At 42.6% G+C, this 16,471-nt stretch carries 12 protein-coding genes and 1 pseudogene; 7 read left to right on the forward strand and 6 right to left on the reverse strand.

Going from position 1 to position 16,471, the window contains the following annotated elements; all coding sequences use genetic code 11:
- Positions 1-458 precede the first annotated feature (458 nt).
- The 5 genes and pseudogenes from AC3CH3_RS09150 to AC3CH3_RS09170 form a co-directional block, all read right to left on the reverse strand.
- Positions 459-1,289 carry a ribonuclease H family protein gene (locus AC3CH3_RS09150; protein WP_102548917.1) on the reverse strand — a complete coding sequence of 277 codons (831 nt, stop codon included), beginning with the start codon at positions 1,287-1,289 and terminating at the stop codon, positions 459-461.
- Positions 1,289-2,986 carry a P-loop NTPase family protein gene (locus tag AC3CH3_RS09155; RefSeq protein WP_102548918.1) on the reverse strand — a complete coding sequence of 566 codons (1,698 nt, stop codon included), beginning with the start codon at positions 2,984-2,986 and terminating at the stop codon, positions 1,289-1,291. Before AC3CH3_RS09155 ends, AC3CH3_RS09150 begins: the two co-directional genes overlap by 1 nt.
- A 256-nt stretch (positions 2,987-3,242) precedes the next feature.
- A pseudogene (locus AC3CH3_RS09160) lies at positions 3,243-3,362 on the reverse strand (regulator); the annotation flags it as partial.
- An 82-nt stretch (positions 3,363-3,444) separates the two neighbouring features.
- A complete protein-coding gene (locus AC3CH3_RS09165) occupies positions 3,445-3,831 on the reverse strand; it encodes a DUF6575 domain-containing protein (RefSeq protein ID WP_488537015.1) in 387 nt (128 codons plus the stop codon).
- A 315-nt stretch (positions 3,832-4,146) separates the two neighbouring features.
- Complete coding sequence (locus AC3CH3_RS09170; protein ID WP_102447696.1) at positions 4,147-4,776, reverse strand: helix-turn-helix transcriptional regulator; 630 nt, start codon at positions 4,774-4,776, stop codon at positions 4,147-4,149.
- 200 nt (positions 4,777-4,976) lie between these two features.
- Here AC3CH3_RS09170 and AC3CH3_RS09175 point away from each other — a divergent pair, with 200 nt between their 5' ends.
- From AC3CH3_RS09175 to AC3CH3_RS09205, 7 genes are all read left to right on the forward strand, one after another.
- Complete coding sequence (locus AC3CH3_RS09175) at positions 4,977-6,212, forward strand: dicarboxylate/amino acid:cation symporter (RefSeq protein WP_488537016.1); 1,236 nt, start codon at positions 4,977-4,979, stop codon at positions 6,210-6,212.
- A gap of 9 nt (positions 6,213-6,221) precedes the next feature.
- Positions 6,222-7,409: a cystathionine beta-lyase gene (gene metC / locus AC3CH3_RS09180; protein ID WP_488537017.1), complete on the forward strand. Its 1,188-nt coding sequence runs from the start codon at positions 6,222-6,224 to the stop codon at positions 7,407-7,409.
- A 40-nt stretch (positions 7,410-7,449) separates the two neighbouring features.
- Entirely contained in the window at positions 7,450-7,824 is a 375-nt protein-coding gene (locus tag AC3CH3_RS09185) for a RidA family protein (RefSeq protein ID WP_192888905.1), read from the forward strand.
- A gap of 371 nt (positions 7,825-8,195) precedes the next feature.
- A complete protein-coding gene (gene trxB / locus AC3CH3_RS09190; protein ID WP_332410552.1) occupies positions 8,196-9,155 on the forward strand; it encodes a thioredoxin-disulfide reductase in 960 nt (319 codons plus the stop codon).
- Between the two features lie 161 nt (positions 9,156-9,316).
- Complete coding sequence (gene cydD / locus AC3CH3_RS09195) at positions 9,317-11,101, forward strand: heme ABC transporter permease/ATP-binding protein CydD (RefSeq protein WP_488537018.1); 1,785 nt, start codon at positions 9,317-9,319, stop codon at positions 11,099-11,101.
- Positions 11,094-12,815, forward strand: coding sequence for a heme ABC transporter ATP-binding protein/permease CydC (gene cydC / locus AC3CH3_RS09200; RefSeq protein WP_488537019.1), 1,722 nt, complete (start codon positions 11,094-11,096; stop codon positions 12,813-12,815). The genes cydD and cydC overlap by 8 nt, the downstream gene beginning before the upstream one ends.
- A 231-nt stretch (positions 12,816-13,046) precedes the next feature.
- On the forward strand, positions 13,047-14,453 hold the full coding sequence (locus tag AC3CH3_RS09205) for a hypothetical protein (protein ID WP_488537020.1): 1,407 nt from the start codon (positions 13,047-13,049) through the stop codon (positions 14,451-14,453).
- A gap of 83 nt (positions 14,454-14,536) precedes the next feature.
- Here the strand turns inward: AC3CH3_RS09205 and AC3CH3_RS09210 are convergent, their stop codons facing one another.
- The gene (locus tag AC3CH3_RS09210; RefSeq protein ID WP_488537021.1) at positions 14,537-16,420 is read right to left on the reverse strand and encodes a methyl-accepting chemotaxis protein; all 1,884 of its coding nucleotides are present in this window, start codon (positions 16,418-16,420) and stop codon (positions 14,537-14,539) included.
- Between the last annotated feature and the right edge of the window lie 51 nt (positions 16,421-16,471).

A 16,471-nucleotide genomic window follows, 5' to 3' on the forward strand; every position in this document is an offset into this window, starting at 1 on the left:
TGACGAAAATACTCAGCTTTAAACGGTGTGCACCTAATTCGAATTGATAATGTCGTTTATGTGAATTTCTTGAAGTGGAACATTGCGAAAGGAATTTACTTTGTGTTTTTTGACAGCCTAGAACATAGGCAGGTGTTCACTAATGTTAGAGGCTCTTCGACAATACGTTTATGCTTTTTTGGATAGACCTTTTACTCATTCACATCCTGTTTATGGGCTTTGCCCTACTAGAAGTTATCCACTCTTCTAATGCTGTTCGTCGTGAATCCCCGTGTTGTATCACGGGGGGAAATTCGACGTAATGACAAGTGTTAAACCTGTGCGTAGTGTTCAAAACCTGTCAAAACTTGGTCTAAACTTCGAGAAAGTTATGAATTCGATTATGAGGTAAGAGGCTAGTTTAAGACTAAGTATCAGCCTCTTCTATCATCTTTAATATTAATTGAGAGGATAAAAGTTTAAACATTAAACTCTTTCTTCACTTCATTTCGACATTTTATCCAAGTAATATCTCGTGTAATTAAACTATTAGATGAATCCATATTAGAACGAAATAAGAACCAAATTTGCTTAAATTTTTCATTTTCTTTACTTGAAGTCCAAGACGGATTTGATCTCCAAGACTTAGCCCAACGCTCACACATGACACCAAATAGCGTTGAATTTGTCGAAATTATCAATGCTTGGCATACCGCCAATATTTCCTGAAGTTCTGCAAATTTCACATCAATCAAAGTAAGATTAGCCGAAGACTCGAGCTTAAGTTTTATCCCATTTTTACCGGCTAAAACCCTATTTGAGTGAACAATACCATGCCGTAATTCACATATCTTATCGAACTCTGCAAGTATTGCTTCAAGCCCAAGCGACTTAAGCTTTATACCTAGATATTTATCACTTGTTTTACAAATGTTTTCCGATGCAGCTAACGATGTATGTTCGAAAGCACCTTTAGCCATTTCAGAATTGGGGTGCCAAATTACTGATCCCATATTGATTGTTTGTGACGCCGCATTCTTTTGGGCATCACTACAGATGCTAAGTATTTCACTGAAGATTTGACGAAAATAATTTTCACAACATGACACAATTCCAACGGTACTTAATGCACCTAAAGTAGGTGAACTATTGATATTCTGAGGCGTCGCAAAAGATATAATATTTCTAGTTTCTTTGTAGAATTGATCAATAGGTGAATCAGTAGAGATTGAAACCCTAGACACATAACGATTCAGATCAGTGACTCTTTCCACACCACTTTGCTGGCATATGCTATTTCTCCATGACATTACGCAATAAACTCCTCTGCATAATTACGGATTTTTTTAGCCCATGTGGGACCAATCATTCTTACGCTACGTAACTCTTTATTATCATGATCCATCAAGATATCTTTGATAATTCTAATCTTTGATGACTCTTTTATCGATTGTGCACGAGCTTCTGTGATCGGTAATTTCGATATATCTTGATTAACAATGTCTTCAAATATAGATGCATCTTTTAGTTTTGAACCACAACTCATGCAAAACCTTGCTTCATCCGACAGCCTAGGTGTTTTACATACTTCGCACGCTGGTAATGCTAGGACAAAAGAACACTCTATCGCTTCTAACAGTGATTGTTCACCGTGCCTTGGGTAATGGTGGTTAGGCCGACTACTAAATGCTAAACAGTAGTTTTCAACATTAATACCACGGCTACTAAAGAACACATTTCTATCAATTATCGCTGCATAATGAAGCTCATAAAGTTCATATACACCTTTATTACCTCTACTACTTATACCTGATGGCGATATTATCCCTGAATACTGAAAGAAACCGATTACTTTACCTAATTCTGGGCTAATAGGCCTTTTGATGGCGATAATTGAGCTCTGCTTAGTTGTATCTGGTCCTTTATTAAATTCTTTTAAAAGTTTCAAACTGTTTTCAAAAAATGATGCACCTGTGTCAATAAAGTTACTATACATAGGTAGTTTCAATCTTAATGAATCATATATTTGATAACTTTTTTCAAACGATCCCTTGATAGCAGCGAGCGTTCTTTTATTATCCAATTTTATCTCTGCAGCATCCCCTCCATTTGCATCGGCGTTAATTTTACACAATTCAGAAATCATATTTAACAGCGAACGAGGAATACCATATGCTGCATAGCACATGAGGTTGAGTAGATGCTCATGTTTTGTTAATTGAAGATAAACCTGTTCGTTGAACCGACTTTTCAATAATTGATGCATAAAGTCTAAGTAGCCATTGTCCGTTGGTTTAACCCATACATCAATTTCTTCTGCATCATGCCCAACGTGGAAAGAAGACGAGTAGCTTGTAACTCCAGGGTAAATAGCTGCTTTAGGGGATATGGATTTAGATTTCACTTCTCTGAAAAATTCAAAAAAGTCATGCTGTTGTTCTGCTGAGAAAGCATGGCCAGCATCATCAAGCAGCAGTGCACACCTAGATTTACCGAGATTGGAAATAACACTATTTATACAGCTATCTATAATAGAGATGCTTACGTGATCTTCATTTTCATCAATCAAGTCAACTCTTCCCATTTCAAGTAGTTCAACTACTTTTTGAATATGGGCTTTACTCATTGATAAAAAAGATAAGCTTTGTTCGCCTAAAGCAATTTCCTGACTTTCATAAAGTCCTAAGAGAACTTTCAATAAAAGCCATTGATTGAACCAATAAGCTGCGTTTGGATTATTTCTGTACAAAGGCTCCAACTTTAATGAAGACTTAAAGTTAACATACACTGGTAAGGTATTGGCTCGCTTACTCGATATCAGGTTGTTATAAGCTTTGAGCATCAGAGTAGTCTTACCACACCCTCTAGGTCCGGTAATTAGTTTAGCTCCCCCTTGCGTGAGCTTTTTGACTATATCTACTTCATTTTGATGGCTGATTGTCCACTTTTTAAATGATTTTTTGGGGATGTACTCAGCTTGCTCAGTAAATACGTCTAAGTCTATCATTTTGTTATAATCTCTTGTTTAATCTCACGTCAATTATGGCATCAACGGATTTACTTGTCATTAAGGACCAAGTCAAATTGGGCTTCTAAGGCTAAAACAGGCTTTTGTTGTTACCAGTGTTTGAAATAATTGTTTAATTGATTAAGCCGAGCTGTAGAGTTTTGAGCTCAACTTTGACTACATAGCATCAAAACTATGGCTAAGTAGTCAGGTTAATTACCATTCTAGCTATCCCAACATAGCCGTATATTATTTCTTAATGTATGGCTATAGCTCTAGCAAGCCTAAGTAAATGTGTTGAAGTCTTAACCTCTAATTCAGATTGAATCCATGAAGGCGCAGTTCCTGCTAAGTATTGTTGTCGCCTAACTACTTGCATATTTTCCTTACAAGAAGTAATTCATTAATTGCTAATGTCCAATTAGACGCTTCAGAGCCCGTAACTAATCTTGTAGAAACTAAAACACACATGCTTCTTCAAGGTCGATTTCAAAATCAACGGGCGGTAGGTTTACTAAGTGCTTGTTCGTTGCATTCAGTAGTCCGACTTTCGCGGGCTTCCCTACTTCGTTTGTGTAGATAGTCGCTAGATAAAGCTTGTCTGAACGGTGGAACGCATCGTGAAAGCTCACTTCTTTGTTTAGCAAACTGGCAAGCAATGGTTTGGTCACAGGAATGTAAGCCCACTTAATGCACTGGCCGTTGTCGTAATCCCCACTCCAATACACCATAAACCTTTGGGTATTTTCATTCTTAACCGAAAAACACTTCGGCCCTAAGACGTCTTGATACACTTCCAATAGTTCCAATTTACCTAGCTGTGTGCCTGTTGGGAGTAAGTTCATTGCTCGTTCCTCATCTTTCTAACTTTGCCGATCAAACGTGCGTGCAATCTTATAACTAAATACTGTTTTTATATACAGTTATTTGGGCGTGTTTTGATATGGCGGTTCGAAATCGAAAAGGCGACAGCAACAATTCTCGAAGAAGACGGTGGTTTAGGCGATCTTTCAGCCACGAAAACGTTTGTCTCCATAAAGTTCTAATCTAGAATTTCCCATTGGTTTTTATATTTATAAAAACCAATGGGCTATACACATTACATACTAGACATTGGAATTAACTTTAACCGTCATAGTGCAGTTAGAGGTAAATGGTCATTACTTAAGCTGTTGCAAGTATTTATAAGCAGTAGGCTCAGAGATGTTTAATTTATTCGCTATTTTTCCAACAGCTCCCTTTAACAAAAATATCCCTTCATTATTTAGATCCGTAACAATAGCAATTTTGTCTTCCTTCGATAGTTCAGCTAGCGTCACAGGGTAAGCTTCAATCACTTTATCGATACGAATATCAACCATCTCAGGGATACTAACTCCAATATGCTCATCAACACTATTGTCTTCCTCATTTGGCACATAACCAGCAAGAAACGAGTCAATAAATTTCTTAGCATTTAAAAACTGCTCTACAACCATGTTGATACACAAAGCACCAACAATTCTCTTATTCTCGTCACGAATATAAAGAGTTGCGCATTTTAACTTTTTTCCGTCCTTCGAAAGACCTACATAGTTGTATTCATAATCAACCGAATTATCTGTAGCGATTGATTTGACTACAAGGTTGGTCACAGGATCTCCAACCACCCTACCGCTTATATGTCCATTTCTAAGCTTGTATATGGATGACTCCATATCTCTAAGATCGTGTAACACTACTTCGACATTTTCTCCCAAAAAGTCAGCAAGCATATCAACAATCGGTTCATACGGGACTAAGTAGTTCATTAAATCGCTCCATTTCTTTATTTAATAAAAAATTATCACAAAAATTGATCCAATACATTAAATTATAAAAAATTATCCATAAATGCCACTTTAGAGATCAAAATCACTGTCTTGGTATAATTTTTTCTCCATAATCACTCCAAATTCAAGTGTTCGTATAATTAATTATTAATCACAATTACTAACAAGAGTGAAACATTATGTTAAAAAAGCTAGAGCCTTACCGCTCATCAATAGTCTTACTATTGGCGCTTATTATTGGCGCAATCTTTGGAATAACCGCACCAGAACTTGCACTTAAGGTAAAACCAATCGGTCAAATTTTTCTTAACCTTCTATTCATGGTCATCGTTCCTTTAGTTTCACTTAGTGTAATGTCTTCAATTGCGGGCATGACTGATTTAAAGAAACTTGGCAAGATTCTAGGCTTAGTACTGACGATTTCAATTGCAATGGCATTTTTCCCATCACTGGGAATTGTTGGTATCGCTCAGCTATTTGACCTATCTCAAGGTGTGACCATCGACTTAAGCCAAGAATTTACAGGCAGTGCTGGTGGCATGGACTTTGTCAGCATGTTTACGACCAATGACTTTGTGGGCTTATTATCTAAATCGAACATTCTTGCGCTTATTATCATGTCTGTACTGGCGGGAATTGCGATTAGCCAAGCCGGTGAGCAAGGTAAGAAAATTGCTGAGTTAGTTGATGCAGCTAACGCTATAGTGATGAACATCGTTGGCCTTATTATGAAACTCGCTCCTGTCGGCCTTGGCGCATTCTTTGCTGCAACAATGGCATCTCAAGACAGTTCAATCTTAGCTCCTCTTGCTACAGTTATCGGCCTACTCTGCGGATATATGGTTGTTTATTACGCAGTTGGCGCAACTGTCTACTCATACATCGGTGGTGGCACTAATGGCGTTAAGCAGTTCTGGAAATACGCAGCTGCCCCATCAATTACAGCGCTGGGCACATGTTCTTCTCTTGGCACTCTACCAGTCACTATCAAAGCGGCTGACAGCATGGGTATCAAAAAAGAAATATACGATATCTGTATCCCACTCTTCGTAAACCTTAATAAATCAGGCGTTGCTATTACTGCGGCAATCAAAGTGGTCTTTATCTACGCAGTTTTAGGGCTTCCATTTAGTTTTGATGTATTCGTTATGACCATGGTTATTGCTGTGCTATCGGCAATCATCATCGGTGGTGTACCGGGCGGCGCTTTCTTAGGTGAGATTTTCATTGTCACTACGCTCGGCCTTCCACTTGAAGTAATTCCAGTGCTCGTAGTAATCGGCACTATATGTGATGCGCCTGCAACAGTACTCAACGTTGTGCACGACATTAACGCAACACAAATCGTAGAACGCTTCATGGGTAAAGAAAAACAAACTCAAGAACTATCACAACCTGCTGAACAATTGGCATAGGATAAAAAAATGACTAGTAAACATATCGAAACAAAATTAGTTACCGCAGGTCGCAAACCTCGTTTTCAACAAGGTTCTGTAAACGCTGTCGTTCAACGTGCATCTTCACTTGTGTTTAACAGTGTTAAAGAGAAGAAAGACGCAACAGCAAACCGTGCAAACGGTGAATTATTCTATGGACGTCGCGGTACTCTGACTCACTTCTCTCTACAGGATGCTATGTGCGAGCTAGAAAATGGTGCGGGTTGCGCGCTATACCCATGTGGTGCAGCTGCCGTAACAAATTCTATATTGTCATTCGTTGCCTCGGGCGATCACGTTCTTATGACGGGTGCCGCTTATGAGCCAACTCAAGATTTCTGCAATATCATTCTTAAAGACATGGCTGTAGAAACAACATACTACGACCCAACAATTGGTTCTGAAATTGCTGATTTAGTAAAACCTAATACAAAAGTAGTTTTCTTAGAGTCACCAAGTTCAGTAACCATGGAAGTTCAAGACATTCCAGCTATTGTCAAAGCGGTTCGCGCTGTATCTGAAGATGTCATTATTATGATCGACAACACTTGGGCTGCAGGCATTCTATTTCCAGCACTGGAATTCGGTATCGATATCTCAATTCAAGCTGGCACTAAATACATCGTTGGCCACTCAGACGCAATGCTGGGTACGGCCGTAAGCAACGAGCGTTGTTGGGATCGTTTACGTGAGCGTTCTTACCTAATGGGTCAGATGGTTGATGCAGACACAGCTTACACCGCTTCACGTGGTTTGCGTACTATGGGAATTCGTTTAGCTCAACACGAGAAAGCTAGTATCGAAGTGGCTAAATGGTTAACGGAGCGCCCAGAAGTTGCAACAGTTAACCATCCTGCACTACCAAGCTGTAAAGGTCATGAATTCTACGTTCGCGATTTCAAAGGCTGTAATGGTCTATTCAGCTTCGTCCTAAATAAGAGACTCAGCCAAGAAGAACTTGAAGAATATTTAGACAATTTTAAGCATTTCTCAATGGCATATTCATGGGGCGGTTACGAGTCGTTGATTCTTGCTAATCAACCTGAAGAGCTGAATGCTATTCGCCCTGCAAACCCTGTTGATTTTGAAGGTACTTTGGTTCGAATCCATGTAGGTCTCGAAAACGTATCCGATCTTATTGAAGATCTAGAAAACGGCTTCACACGCATTTATTAATTATTTTCACATCATCACACGATGATATTTTGGAGTTTTCATGGAAATTGTATTCTCGACACAAGCACCTGCAGCAGTTGGCCCTTTTTCTCAAGCTATCAAGTCTAACGGTATGCTTTACCTTTCTGGTCAGCTACCTCTAGACCCAGAAACAATGAAGTTTTCTGCTAGTAACGTGACGGGGCAAGCTGAGCAAATTTTCCGTAATATAAGTTCCGTTATTGCGGAAGCTGGCTGCGAAAAAGAGAGCATTGTTAAAACGACGGTATTCTTGTCTGATATGAATAATTTTGCAGAGTTCAATGCCGCTTATTCTGAGTTTTTTGGCGAACATAAGCCGGCTCGTTCATGCGTAGAGGTTGCTCGTTTACCATTAGATGCTCTAGTAGAAATAGAATTGATCGCAGAGCTTTAATTATCATTGGTAACAGACGATTCAAAGCCTTGCAAATGCGAGGCTTTTTCAATCTAGCGGTCTGCTTTAGACCATGTCAACACAAGTAACTCGACAACAAAGTTTAGTCCTATCCCCTTACGTTCTAAAATTTCTTGGTTAAGGCAGATTTCACCGCAATAAGCCACTATATGTCCATGCGACATTAAGACTCACTCAACGCATTAATAATGCAACATCCCTTGATGTACCTAAGTTCCTAAAAATAGCTTATGTTCTAACCTATAACGATTAATTACACTTCAGCCCTTGTTTAACCTTTTATTGCCTCCATATTTTCCATACAATCCTAAGCGATTATAAATAAAAACAATTTCAATTTCGGAGTCCTCATGAGCGACGTAAAGCACTGTAATTTATTGATTCTTGGTTCTGGCCCTGCTGGCTATACAGCTGCAGTTTACGCTGCTCGTGCAAACCTAAACCCAGTACTAGTTACCGGTATGCAGCAAGGTGGTCAGCTTACAACCACAACAGAAGTAGAAAACTGGCCGGGTGATGCTGAAGGTTTAACGGGCCCTGCTCTAATGGATCGCATGAAAGAGCACGCAGAGCGCTTTGAAACAGAGATCCTGTTCGACCACATTAACGAAGTCGACCTTTCAAACCGCCCTTTCCGTCTTAAAGGCGATTCTGGCGAGTACACGTGTGATGCGTTGATCATCTCAACAGGTGCATCAGCTAAATACCTAGGTTTAGAGTCTGAAGAAGCATTCAAAGGCCGCGGTGTTTCTGCTTGTGCAACGTGTGATGGTTTCTTCTACCGCAACCAGAAAGTAGCGGTTGTGGGTGGTGGTAATACGGCGGTTGAAGAAGCACTTTACCTATCGAACATCGCGTCTGAAGTTCACCTAATTCACCGCCGTGACACGTTCCGCGCTGAAAAGATTCTTGTGAAGCGTTTAATGGACAAAGTAGAGAACGGCAACATTGTTCTTCACACTGACCGCACGCTAGACGAAGTTCTAGGCGACGATATGGGTGTGACTGGCGTTCGTATTAAAGATACTCAGTCTGACAAAACAGAAGACATCGAAGTAATGGGCGCGTTCATTGCTATCGGTCACCAACCGAACACGGAAATCTTCAAAGGCCAAGTGGATATGAAAGATGACTACATCATCGTTCAGTCTGGTCTGGAAGGTAACGCGACACAAACCAGCATCCCAGGCGTATTCGCTGCAGGTGACGTAATGGACCACAACTACCGCCAAGCAATCACTTCTGCTGGTACAGGTTGTATGGCTGCACTGGACGCTGAGCGCTTCCTAGATGGCCTTAACGATAAGTAAATCTGAGATTGCAGATTTGATTATCGGTGCTCTCGCCTCAGTAGATGCAGGGCGTCATCACATTTTGTTGTAAATCCCTAGAGCCCAGTGGTATATCCACTGGGCTTTCTTTTGTATACTAGCCGCCCTCAACAAATAATAATTATCATTAAGCCTTCATAATGGATAAGAAAAAACAACGCAGCTTGAACAAGTGGCTTAAGCAACAGAGTAAGTTAGCGAAACGCTGGCTTATGATTGCGATTAGCCTTGGCGTACTTTCAAGCGTGTTCTTAATTGCTCAAGCAGCTCTTCTCGCCTCTATTCTTCACCAGCTGATCATCGAGAATGTCGATAAATCTGAACTGGTTGGTCATTTCGCAGGCTTGGCATTATCGGTCGTTGGCCGTGCTGGCTGTACATGGGGACGTGAAATCGCAGGTTATCGCTGTGGTGAACAGATCCGGGTCTATATAAGGCAACTCATCCTAGATAAACTACGTGAGTTAGGCCCTGCTTACATTAAAGGTAAACCTGCCGGTACGTGGGCAACGCTGTTGCTAGAACAAGTAGAAGACATGCAAGACTTCTTCTCTCGTTACCTGCCTCAGATGTCTCTGTCGGTAATGATTCCATTCATTATTTTGGTTGTGGTGTTCCCAGTAAACTGGGCAGCAGGACTGATCTTCTTGATTACTGCTCCACTGGTGCCGATGTTCATGGCACTTGTGGGTATGAAAGCGGCCGATGCAAACCGTAAAAACTTCAAAGCGCTGCAGCGTCTTTCAGGTCATTTTTACGACCGTTTACAGTCGATGACGACTATCCGTCTATTTGATCGCACGAACGCTGAGACAGAAGTACTTAAAGGTGCATCTGAAGTGTTCAGAACGCGCACCATGGATGTGTTGAAAATTGCTTTCTTGTCTTCTGCGGTACTTGAGTTCTTCACGTCTATCTCTATCGCGATGACGGCGGTTTACTTTGGTTTCACCTACATCGGTGAACTGAACTTCGGCCACTACGGTGCAGGCATTACGCTATTCGCTGGTTTGTTTATCCTTATCTTAGCGCCAGAGTTTTACCAACCTCTACGTGACTTAGGTACTTTCTACCACGCGAAACAACAAGCGGTTGGCGCAGCCGAAAGTATTGTCGAGTTCCTAGAAACCGACATCACTAAGGTTAAATCAGGCAACACTCAGCTCGATCCGGCTCAAGGCATCAATATTGAAGCTACCGACCTAAAAGTGTTAAGCCCTGAAGGTGTTCAATTAGTTGGTCCTATCTCGTTCGCATTGAACACTCGCCAATCGACTGCGTTAGTTGGCCCAAGTGGTGCGGGTAAAACAAGTTTGATCAATGCCATCCTTGGTTTCATGCCTTATGAAGGAAGCTTGAAAATCAATGGTATTGAACTGCGTGACCTCGACTTAGCCTCTTGGCGTAAAACCATTAGCTGGGTTGGTCAAAACCCATTACTACTGCACGGCAGCATTCGTGACAACGTCACTCTAGGTAAGCACGACATCGCTGACCAAGTTGTCGAAAATGCTCTTGAGCAATCATTTGCTAGCGAGTTCGTTAACGAGCACGGCTTGGATTACATGATTTCTGATCGCTCTGGCGGCCTGTCTGTTGGTCAATCTCAACGTTTGGCTTTGGCTCGTGCAATGATTCAAGATGGCCAGTTCTGGTTGCTCGATGAACCAACAGCCAGCCTAGATACTCGTAGCGAACAGTTAGTGATGAAAGGCATCAATAGCAATATTGAAAGCCGCACTGCCCTACTTGTGACGCACCAACTGGCTCCTCTTCAATCGGTCGATAACATTCTGGTGATGCGCGATGGTGGTCTGGTTGAACAAGGTCATTACTCTCAGCTTTCGACTGCGGGTGGTTTGTTTGAAGAGATGCTGAACGCGAACTTAGCTCAACAAGATAATAAGGGTAATTTAGATGCGTGATTTACTGCCTTACCTGAAACTCTATAAAAAGCATTGGTTTGGCCTATCGCTAGGCATGCTATTGGCTTTTGCTACTTTGTCGGCTTCTATCGGCTTGTTGACGCTATCGGGTTGGTTCATTTCAGCTTCTGCGGTTGCAGGCCTTACGATTGCGCGTGAAACCTTCAACTACATGCTGCCGGGTGGTGGTGTCCGTGGTTTGGCAATGAGCCGTACTGCGGGTCGTTGGGGTGAACGTGTTGTCAGCCATAATGCAACATTCAAGCTATTAACCGATCTGCGTATCTTCTTCTTCAAGAAGCTTGCTCCGCTGATCCCAGGTCGTATCTCAAACCTTCGTGATGCTGACCTTCTCAACCGCTTGGTCGCAGATGTAGATGCCATGGATCACGTGTACTTACGTTTAGTAAGCCCAGTGACGGTTGGTGTGTTCGGGATTTTCTTCCTGACTCTGTTCTTGATGTGGTTCGATAGCTCACTAGGTTTGATCTTAGGTTCTATCCTTCTGATCATGCTGTTGGTTTGGCCAATCTTGTTCTACAAGCTAGGTAAACGTAACGGTGGTGAGCTGACACAGAACAAAGCTGATCTTCGTGTGACTACGCTAGATTGGATTGAAGGCTACAGCGAACTGACTCTGTTCGGTGCAGAAGAACGTTACCGTAATGCGATTCTAGAAACACAGCAGAAGCTGATGGCGAATCAGTTTGTGAATGCTAACCTAACCGGTATGGCGTCAGCAGCTCTGATGCTGTTCAACGGTTTGACATTGGTTCTTATGCTTTGGCTTGCGGCTGACGGCGTGGGTGGTAATGCACCAGACCCGTTCATCGCGCTAATGGCATTCGCAACTATGGCAAGCTTCGAGCTGCTAATGCCAATTGCAGGTGCGTTCCAGCATTTAGGGCAGACTCTGTCTTCTGCGCGTCGCTTGAACGAAGTTATTTTGTCGGAACCTGAAGTTCAGTTTGCTGAAGAGAAACTCGACATCAACAAGCCGCTTGATATTACGTTCTCAAACGTGACGTTCAACTACCCTGATTCTGAGCGCAGTGTTCTGAACGCTGTAGACCTAACGATTCCTGCCACACACAAGGTTGCGATTGTTGGTCAAACGGGTTCAGGTAAATCGACTTTGATTCAGCTACTGACTCGCTACTGGGATCCTAAAAAGGGCTATATCTCAATCGCGGGCATTGAACTGACGCAGTGGAACGAATCACAGCTTCGTGAATCAATCAGTGTGGTAAGCCAGCGTGTCGACATTCTAAATGGCACTTTGCGTGACAACTTGTTGATTGCAAGACCAGAAGCCACCGATGATCACTTAGCGAACATCCTTAAAGACGTTGGCCTAGAAAAGCTGCTTGAGAACAACGCGCTTGATAGCTGGTTAGGTGACGGTGGTCGTCAACTGTCTGGTGGTGAGAAGCGCCGTATCGGCATCGCACGTGCCATTCTTCATGACGCCCCTATCCTGCTTCTTGATGAGCCAACAGAAGGCTTAGATAAGCAAACTGAGCAGAGCATCATGGCACTGTTCGAGAAGCACTTCGAAGGCAAGACGGTTATCTTCATCACGCACCGTTTGATTGGTCTGGAATCGATGGATTCGATCGTTCTGATTGAACAAGGCGAGATTGTTGAAAACGGCTCTCATGAGAAACTGTTAAACGAAGCAGGACGTTATTTCCAACTTCGTCAGGCAATCTAGCTCCTCATAAGTTATAAAGAAAACCATTCAAAGCCCGAGTTTATACTCGGGCTTTTTTGTGTCTGTGATTCTAGTATCGAGCAGCTACCAACCGACAACCAATAGCCTCAATAAATAACAAGCTATTCATTTGTAAGCGCCATCAATACAAAACTTACAAAGGCTTACCAAGAGCAAATGCCATTTCTTGTAACATGCAGGCTTTATAGCTTGCAGATAACTTGGTTCCCTATGGTATACAAACTCACTATTCCAACTCTTGTTCTGACTACGATGCTCACTGCATGCGGCGGCAGCGACAGCAATAACACTAGCGCGTCAAAGAATGTAATCGATGCATCAAGCGCAAAATCCGTTGTTAGCTTAGGAAGCAATTACTCACTGCATTTCAGCGTGAAATCGCTTGCTGCGGGTACAGATAAAAATGTGAACATTGATATTACTCAGTATGGTAATAATCTAAAATCTAGCGGCAACTTCGCACAAGTTCACGGCGTTCCTGAGCGCAATTACAAAACTCAAAGCGATGCCGATATCACCTTCTCTGTAACGGCAACAGACTCAGCGGGTAAAACGTTCAACGTTGAAAACTTCGATATTTACTACGAAAACTTTAACTCAACGAGCACCCTTGCAAAGCTTGCTATCGCCGAGGTTGAAAACGACATAAACAACGTCATTCGATGGAAAAAATCGGACACCGTGACCATCAATAAGCAATTCATTCTTGATAATATTGGCGTCAAATTTAATATCGATCAAATGAGGCCAATGAACCTCTACGTTCGAGTTGGCAACACTCTGAGCAATGGCATTCAATTTGTTCCATCCTTCGCTCAAAGCGCCTCAGAGACATTCTCACGAGTGCCTACAGCTGACTGCTCTGTAATCTCAAACACGACTGGTGACTTACTCAAAAATGGCATCAAGCAACGCACTTGTGTAGAAGCCCACGGCTATAAGATTCCACTGTTGATTGAAGACCAGTCAAAAAATAACGGTGTAGCAAAAGTCGCTCATGTTAAAAACATCATGGAGTACTACCTTGATAGCTTCCCTGCTGAAGTGACTAAGGCAATTTACGACAGTAAAGCGACCATGGCATTCTTTTACGATGAAGATTGGTCTGACAGAGATGGCGGTGACTTCTTAGATGAAAATTACCGTTTCCAAGATCTGTTCGCGACTGAAACCACAGACACGACAACAGACGAGAACAAGCCTGACTTAGGGACTCAAAGAGACGCTGCGTTTGAAGAGATTATTCACTTTGTTCACGATTACGGTGTGATGAACTTAGCAGTACAATCATCTTCATCGAAATGGAGTGTGATGCAAAAAGAGTTAGATGTACTCAATGAGAAAGCGATTCTTGCAGGCTCTTACTTTCCGAACGGTAAAGACTCTACGATTGTTGAAGCTGATTTAGACGCAGAGTCATACGATCAAGAGTATCTAGCCTATTCTCTGTATGCCTACTACGACCTCAACTTTAAGGGTTACAACGCACAAGAGTTAAGTTCTGCGACGTTCACTGAGCTGCAAGCGAACGACCCTGCGATGGTTAAATTTATGGAGCAGCACTTCCCTAAGCGAGTTGCCTTTAAAGCTAAATTCCCAGGCTATCCTAACAACTAGTTAGGGATTCATAACTCTAACTAGCACGCACAAAAAAGCCGAATGTGATGATCACATTCGGCTTTCAAATTACCTATTAGCGCTTACAGCTTGAAGCGGCTAATTTCGCTTTCTAGCTCGTGAGACAGTTCAGACAGCTGTGCTGCTTGCTCTGCCGCTTGGTGCGCTTCGTCTGCTAGCTCGTTAGATACGTCACGGATTCCTTCAGTGTTACGAGTAATCTCAGACGTTACTGACGCTTGCTCTTCTGCAGCAGAAGCAATCTGTGTCGCCATGTCGCTGATGCGTTCAACAGCAGCATGGATTTGCGTTAGGCTTGCAGCCGCTGAGTTCGCGTCATCAACACTGGTTTCAGCAAGACTACGGCTATCGTTCATGATGCTAACCGCTTTGCCTGTTGTACCTTGTAGCAACTCAATAGTTTGTTGAATCTCTTGCGTTGAACCGTGTGTACGTTGGCTCAGAACTCGAACTTCATCCGCTACAACCGCAAAGCCACGACCTTGCTCACCTGCACGAGCTGCTTCAATCGCTGCGTTAAGTGCAAGTAGGTTTGTCTGTTCAGCGATGCCTTGAATGTTAGACAAGATAGCGTTGATGCTATTACCGTGCTCTTCAAGCTCTAGGATTACGTTCGTTGCAATCTGAACTTCTTGAGCAAGGTTTTGGATTGAGCTTTGCGTCTGTGTCACTTGACCAGTACCGTGCTCACACGCGCCAACTGCTTCTGATGAGTTCTGTGCAGTGTGGTCAGCGTTACCCGCGATCTCTTGTGTTGCTGCAGCCATTTCGTTGACGGCTGTTGCTACCATGTTGATCTCGTCTTGTTGCATTTGGATACGAGCACTACGTTCTTCAGCTTGAGAAGCCGTTTGACGTGCTTGGTTGCCTAGCGCAGCAGATACTTCGCTTAGCTTGATCACCATGGTGTGCATATTGCCTACAAAACGGTTGAAGTTTTCAGCAAGCTTACCAATTTCGTCATCGCTCTTAGGCTCAAGGCGTTGAGTAAGGTCACCCTCACCTGAAGCAATTTCTTCAAGTGCCGCTGAAACACGGTTCAAATCACGGAATAGGAAGCTCACTAACCAAGACACTAATACGATTACGATTAACGTAATAATAACAGCCGTTGTGATCAATTGAGTAAGCAGTGTTGAGTGGTTCGCCTCTTCTGTTGCTTTGTCCATCTGAACCGCGAAGATCCAGTTAGTGTTAGGCACCTTCGTGAAATAAAGCAGCTTCTCTGCGCCACGTTGCTTAATAATCTCGATGCTACCCGTACGTACTGAGTTCTCGATAATAGGCATAGAGATATCGTTTGAAAGCTGGCTTACTGGCTTCAAGCTTAGCGCTGAATCTGGGTGTGCTAGGAATGTACCGTCAGAGGCATCAATTAGCATGGCGTAAGCGTTGTCACCAACATCAAGGCTGATTACATCGTTAACCAATTGGTCGATAAGTACGTCAGCACCCACGACACCAACAAGTTGGCCGTTGTGACGAACCGGTTCAGCAATCGTTACAAGAAGAGCTTTGGTGATCGCATCTTGGTAAGCGGTTGTGATGATTTGCTTACCTGCAGCGTTTGCTTCTTGGTACCAAGGACGTTGACGAGGATCGTAATCTGCACGATTACGTTCAGGGTGTGAACGATACATTCCACCTTCTGGAGTACCTAAAAAGATATCGTCAAAGCCACCCGCAACACGAGCTTGCTTAAGGAAAGGAACAACATCATCCTCTCGTGAAAAGTCATTAAATGCTGATGCGATATCAGTACGGATATCAATCCAGTTTTTAATACCTTCAGATGCTGCTTCAGATACGCTTTCAGCTCGTAGGTATACGCCATTACGAGTCTGTTCAAATAATTGGTTTGCTGACAACCAAGTCAACGCTGTAGCCATAACGACAACAGCAGATAGGCTAGCGCCTATCAACTTCTGCTTTAGTGTTAGTTTCATGTCAAAGTTTCACGAGTGGTGGGGAATCTCGCGCATACTACCCAATATTAG

The sequence above is a fragment of the Vibrio sp. QJM3NY_35 genome (genome assembly GCF_057785915.1).

What these genes read in the sequence shown, in the direction of transcription:
- AC3CH3_RS09150 (WP_102548917.1), bottom strand. Translation starts at nt 1,289, where the DNA reads ATGTCATGGAGAAATAGCATATGCCAGCAAAGTGGTGTGGAAAGAGTC.
- AC3CH3_RS09155 (WP_102548918.1), bottom strand. Translation starts at nt 2,986, where the DNA reads ATGATAGACTTAGACGTATTTACTGAGCAAGCTGAGTACATCCCCAAA.
- AC3CH3_RS09165 (WP_488537015.1), bottom strand. Translation starts at nt 3,831, where the DNA reads ATGAACTTACTCCCAACAGGCACACAGCTAGGTAAATTGGAACTATTG.
- AC3CH3_RS09170 (WP_102447696.1), bottom strand. Translation starts at nt 4,776, where the DNA reads ATGAACTACTTAGTCCCGTATGAACCGATTGTTGATATGCTTGCTGAC.
- AC3CH3_RS09175 (WP_488537016.1), top strand. Translation starts at nt 4,977, where the DNA reads ATGTTAAAAAAGCTAGAGCCTTACCGCTCATCAATAGTCTTACTATTG.
- metC (WP_488537017.1), top strand. Translation starts at nt 6,222, where the DNA reads ATGACTAGTAAACATATCGAAACAAAATTAGTTACCGCAGGTCGCAAA.
- AC3CH3_RS09185 (WP_192888905.1), top strand. Translation starts at nt 7,450, where the DNA reads ATGGAAATTGTATTCTCGACACAAGCACCTGCAGCAGTTGGCCCTTTT.
- trxB (WP_332410552.1), top strand. Translation starts at nt 8,196, where the DNA reads ATGAGCGACGTAAAGCACTGTAATTTATTGATTCTTGGTTCTGGCCCT.
- cydD (WP_488537018.1), top strand. Translation starts at nt 9,317, where the DNA reads ATGGATAAGAAAAAACAACGCAGCTTGAACAAGTGGCTTAAGCAACAG.
- cydC (WP_488537019.1), top strand. Translation starts at nt 11,094, where the DNA reads ATGCGTGATTTACTGCCTTACCTGAAACTCTATAAAAAGCATTGGTTT.
- AC3CH3_RS09205 (WP_488537020.1), top strand. Translation starts at nt 13,047, where the DNA reads ATGGTATACAAACTCACTATTCCAACTCTTGTTCTGACTACGATGCTC.
- AC3CH3_RS09210 (WP_488537021.1), bottom strand. Translation starts at nt 16,420, where the DNA reads ATGAAACTAACACTAAAGCAGAAGTTGATAGGCGCTAGCCTATCTGCT.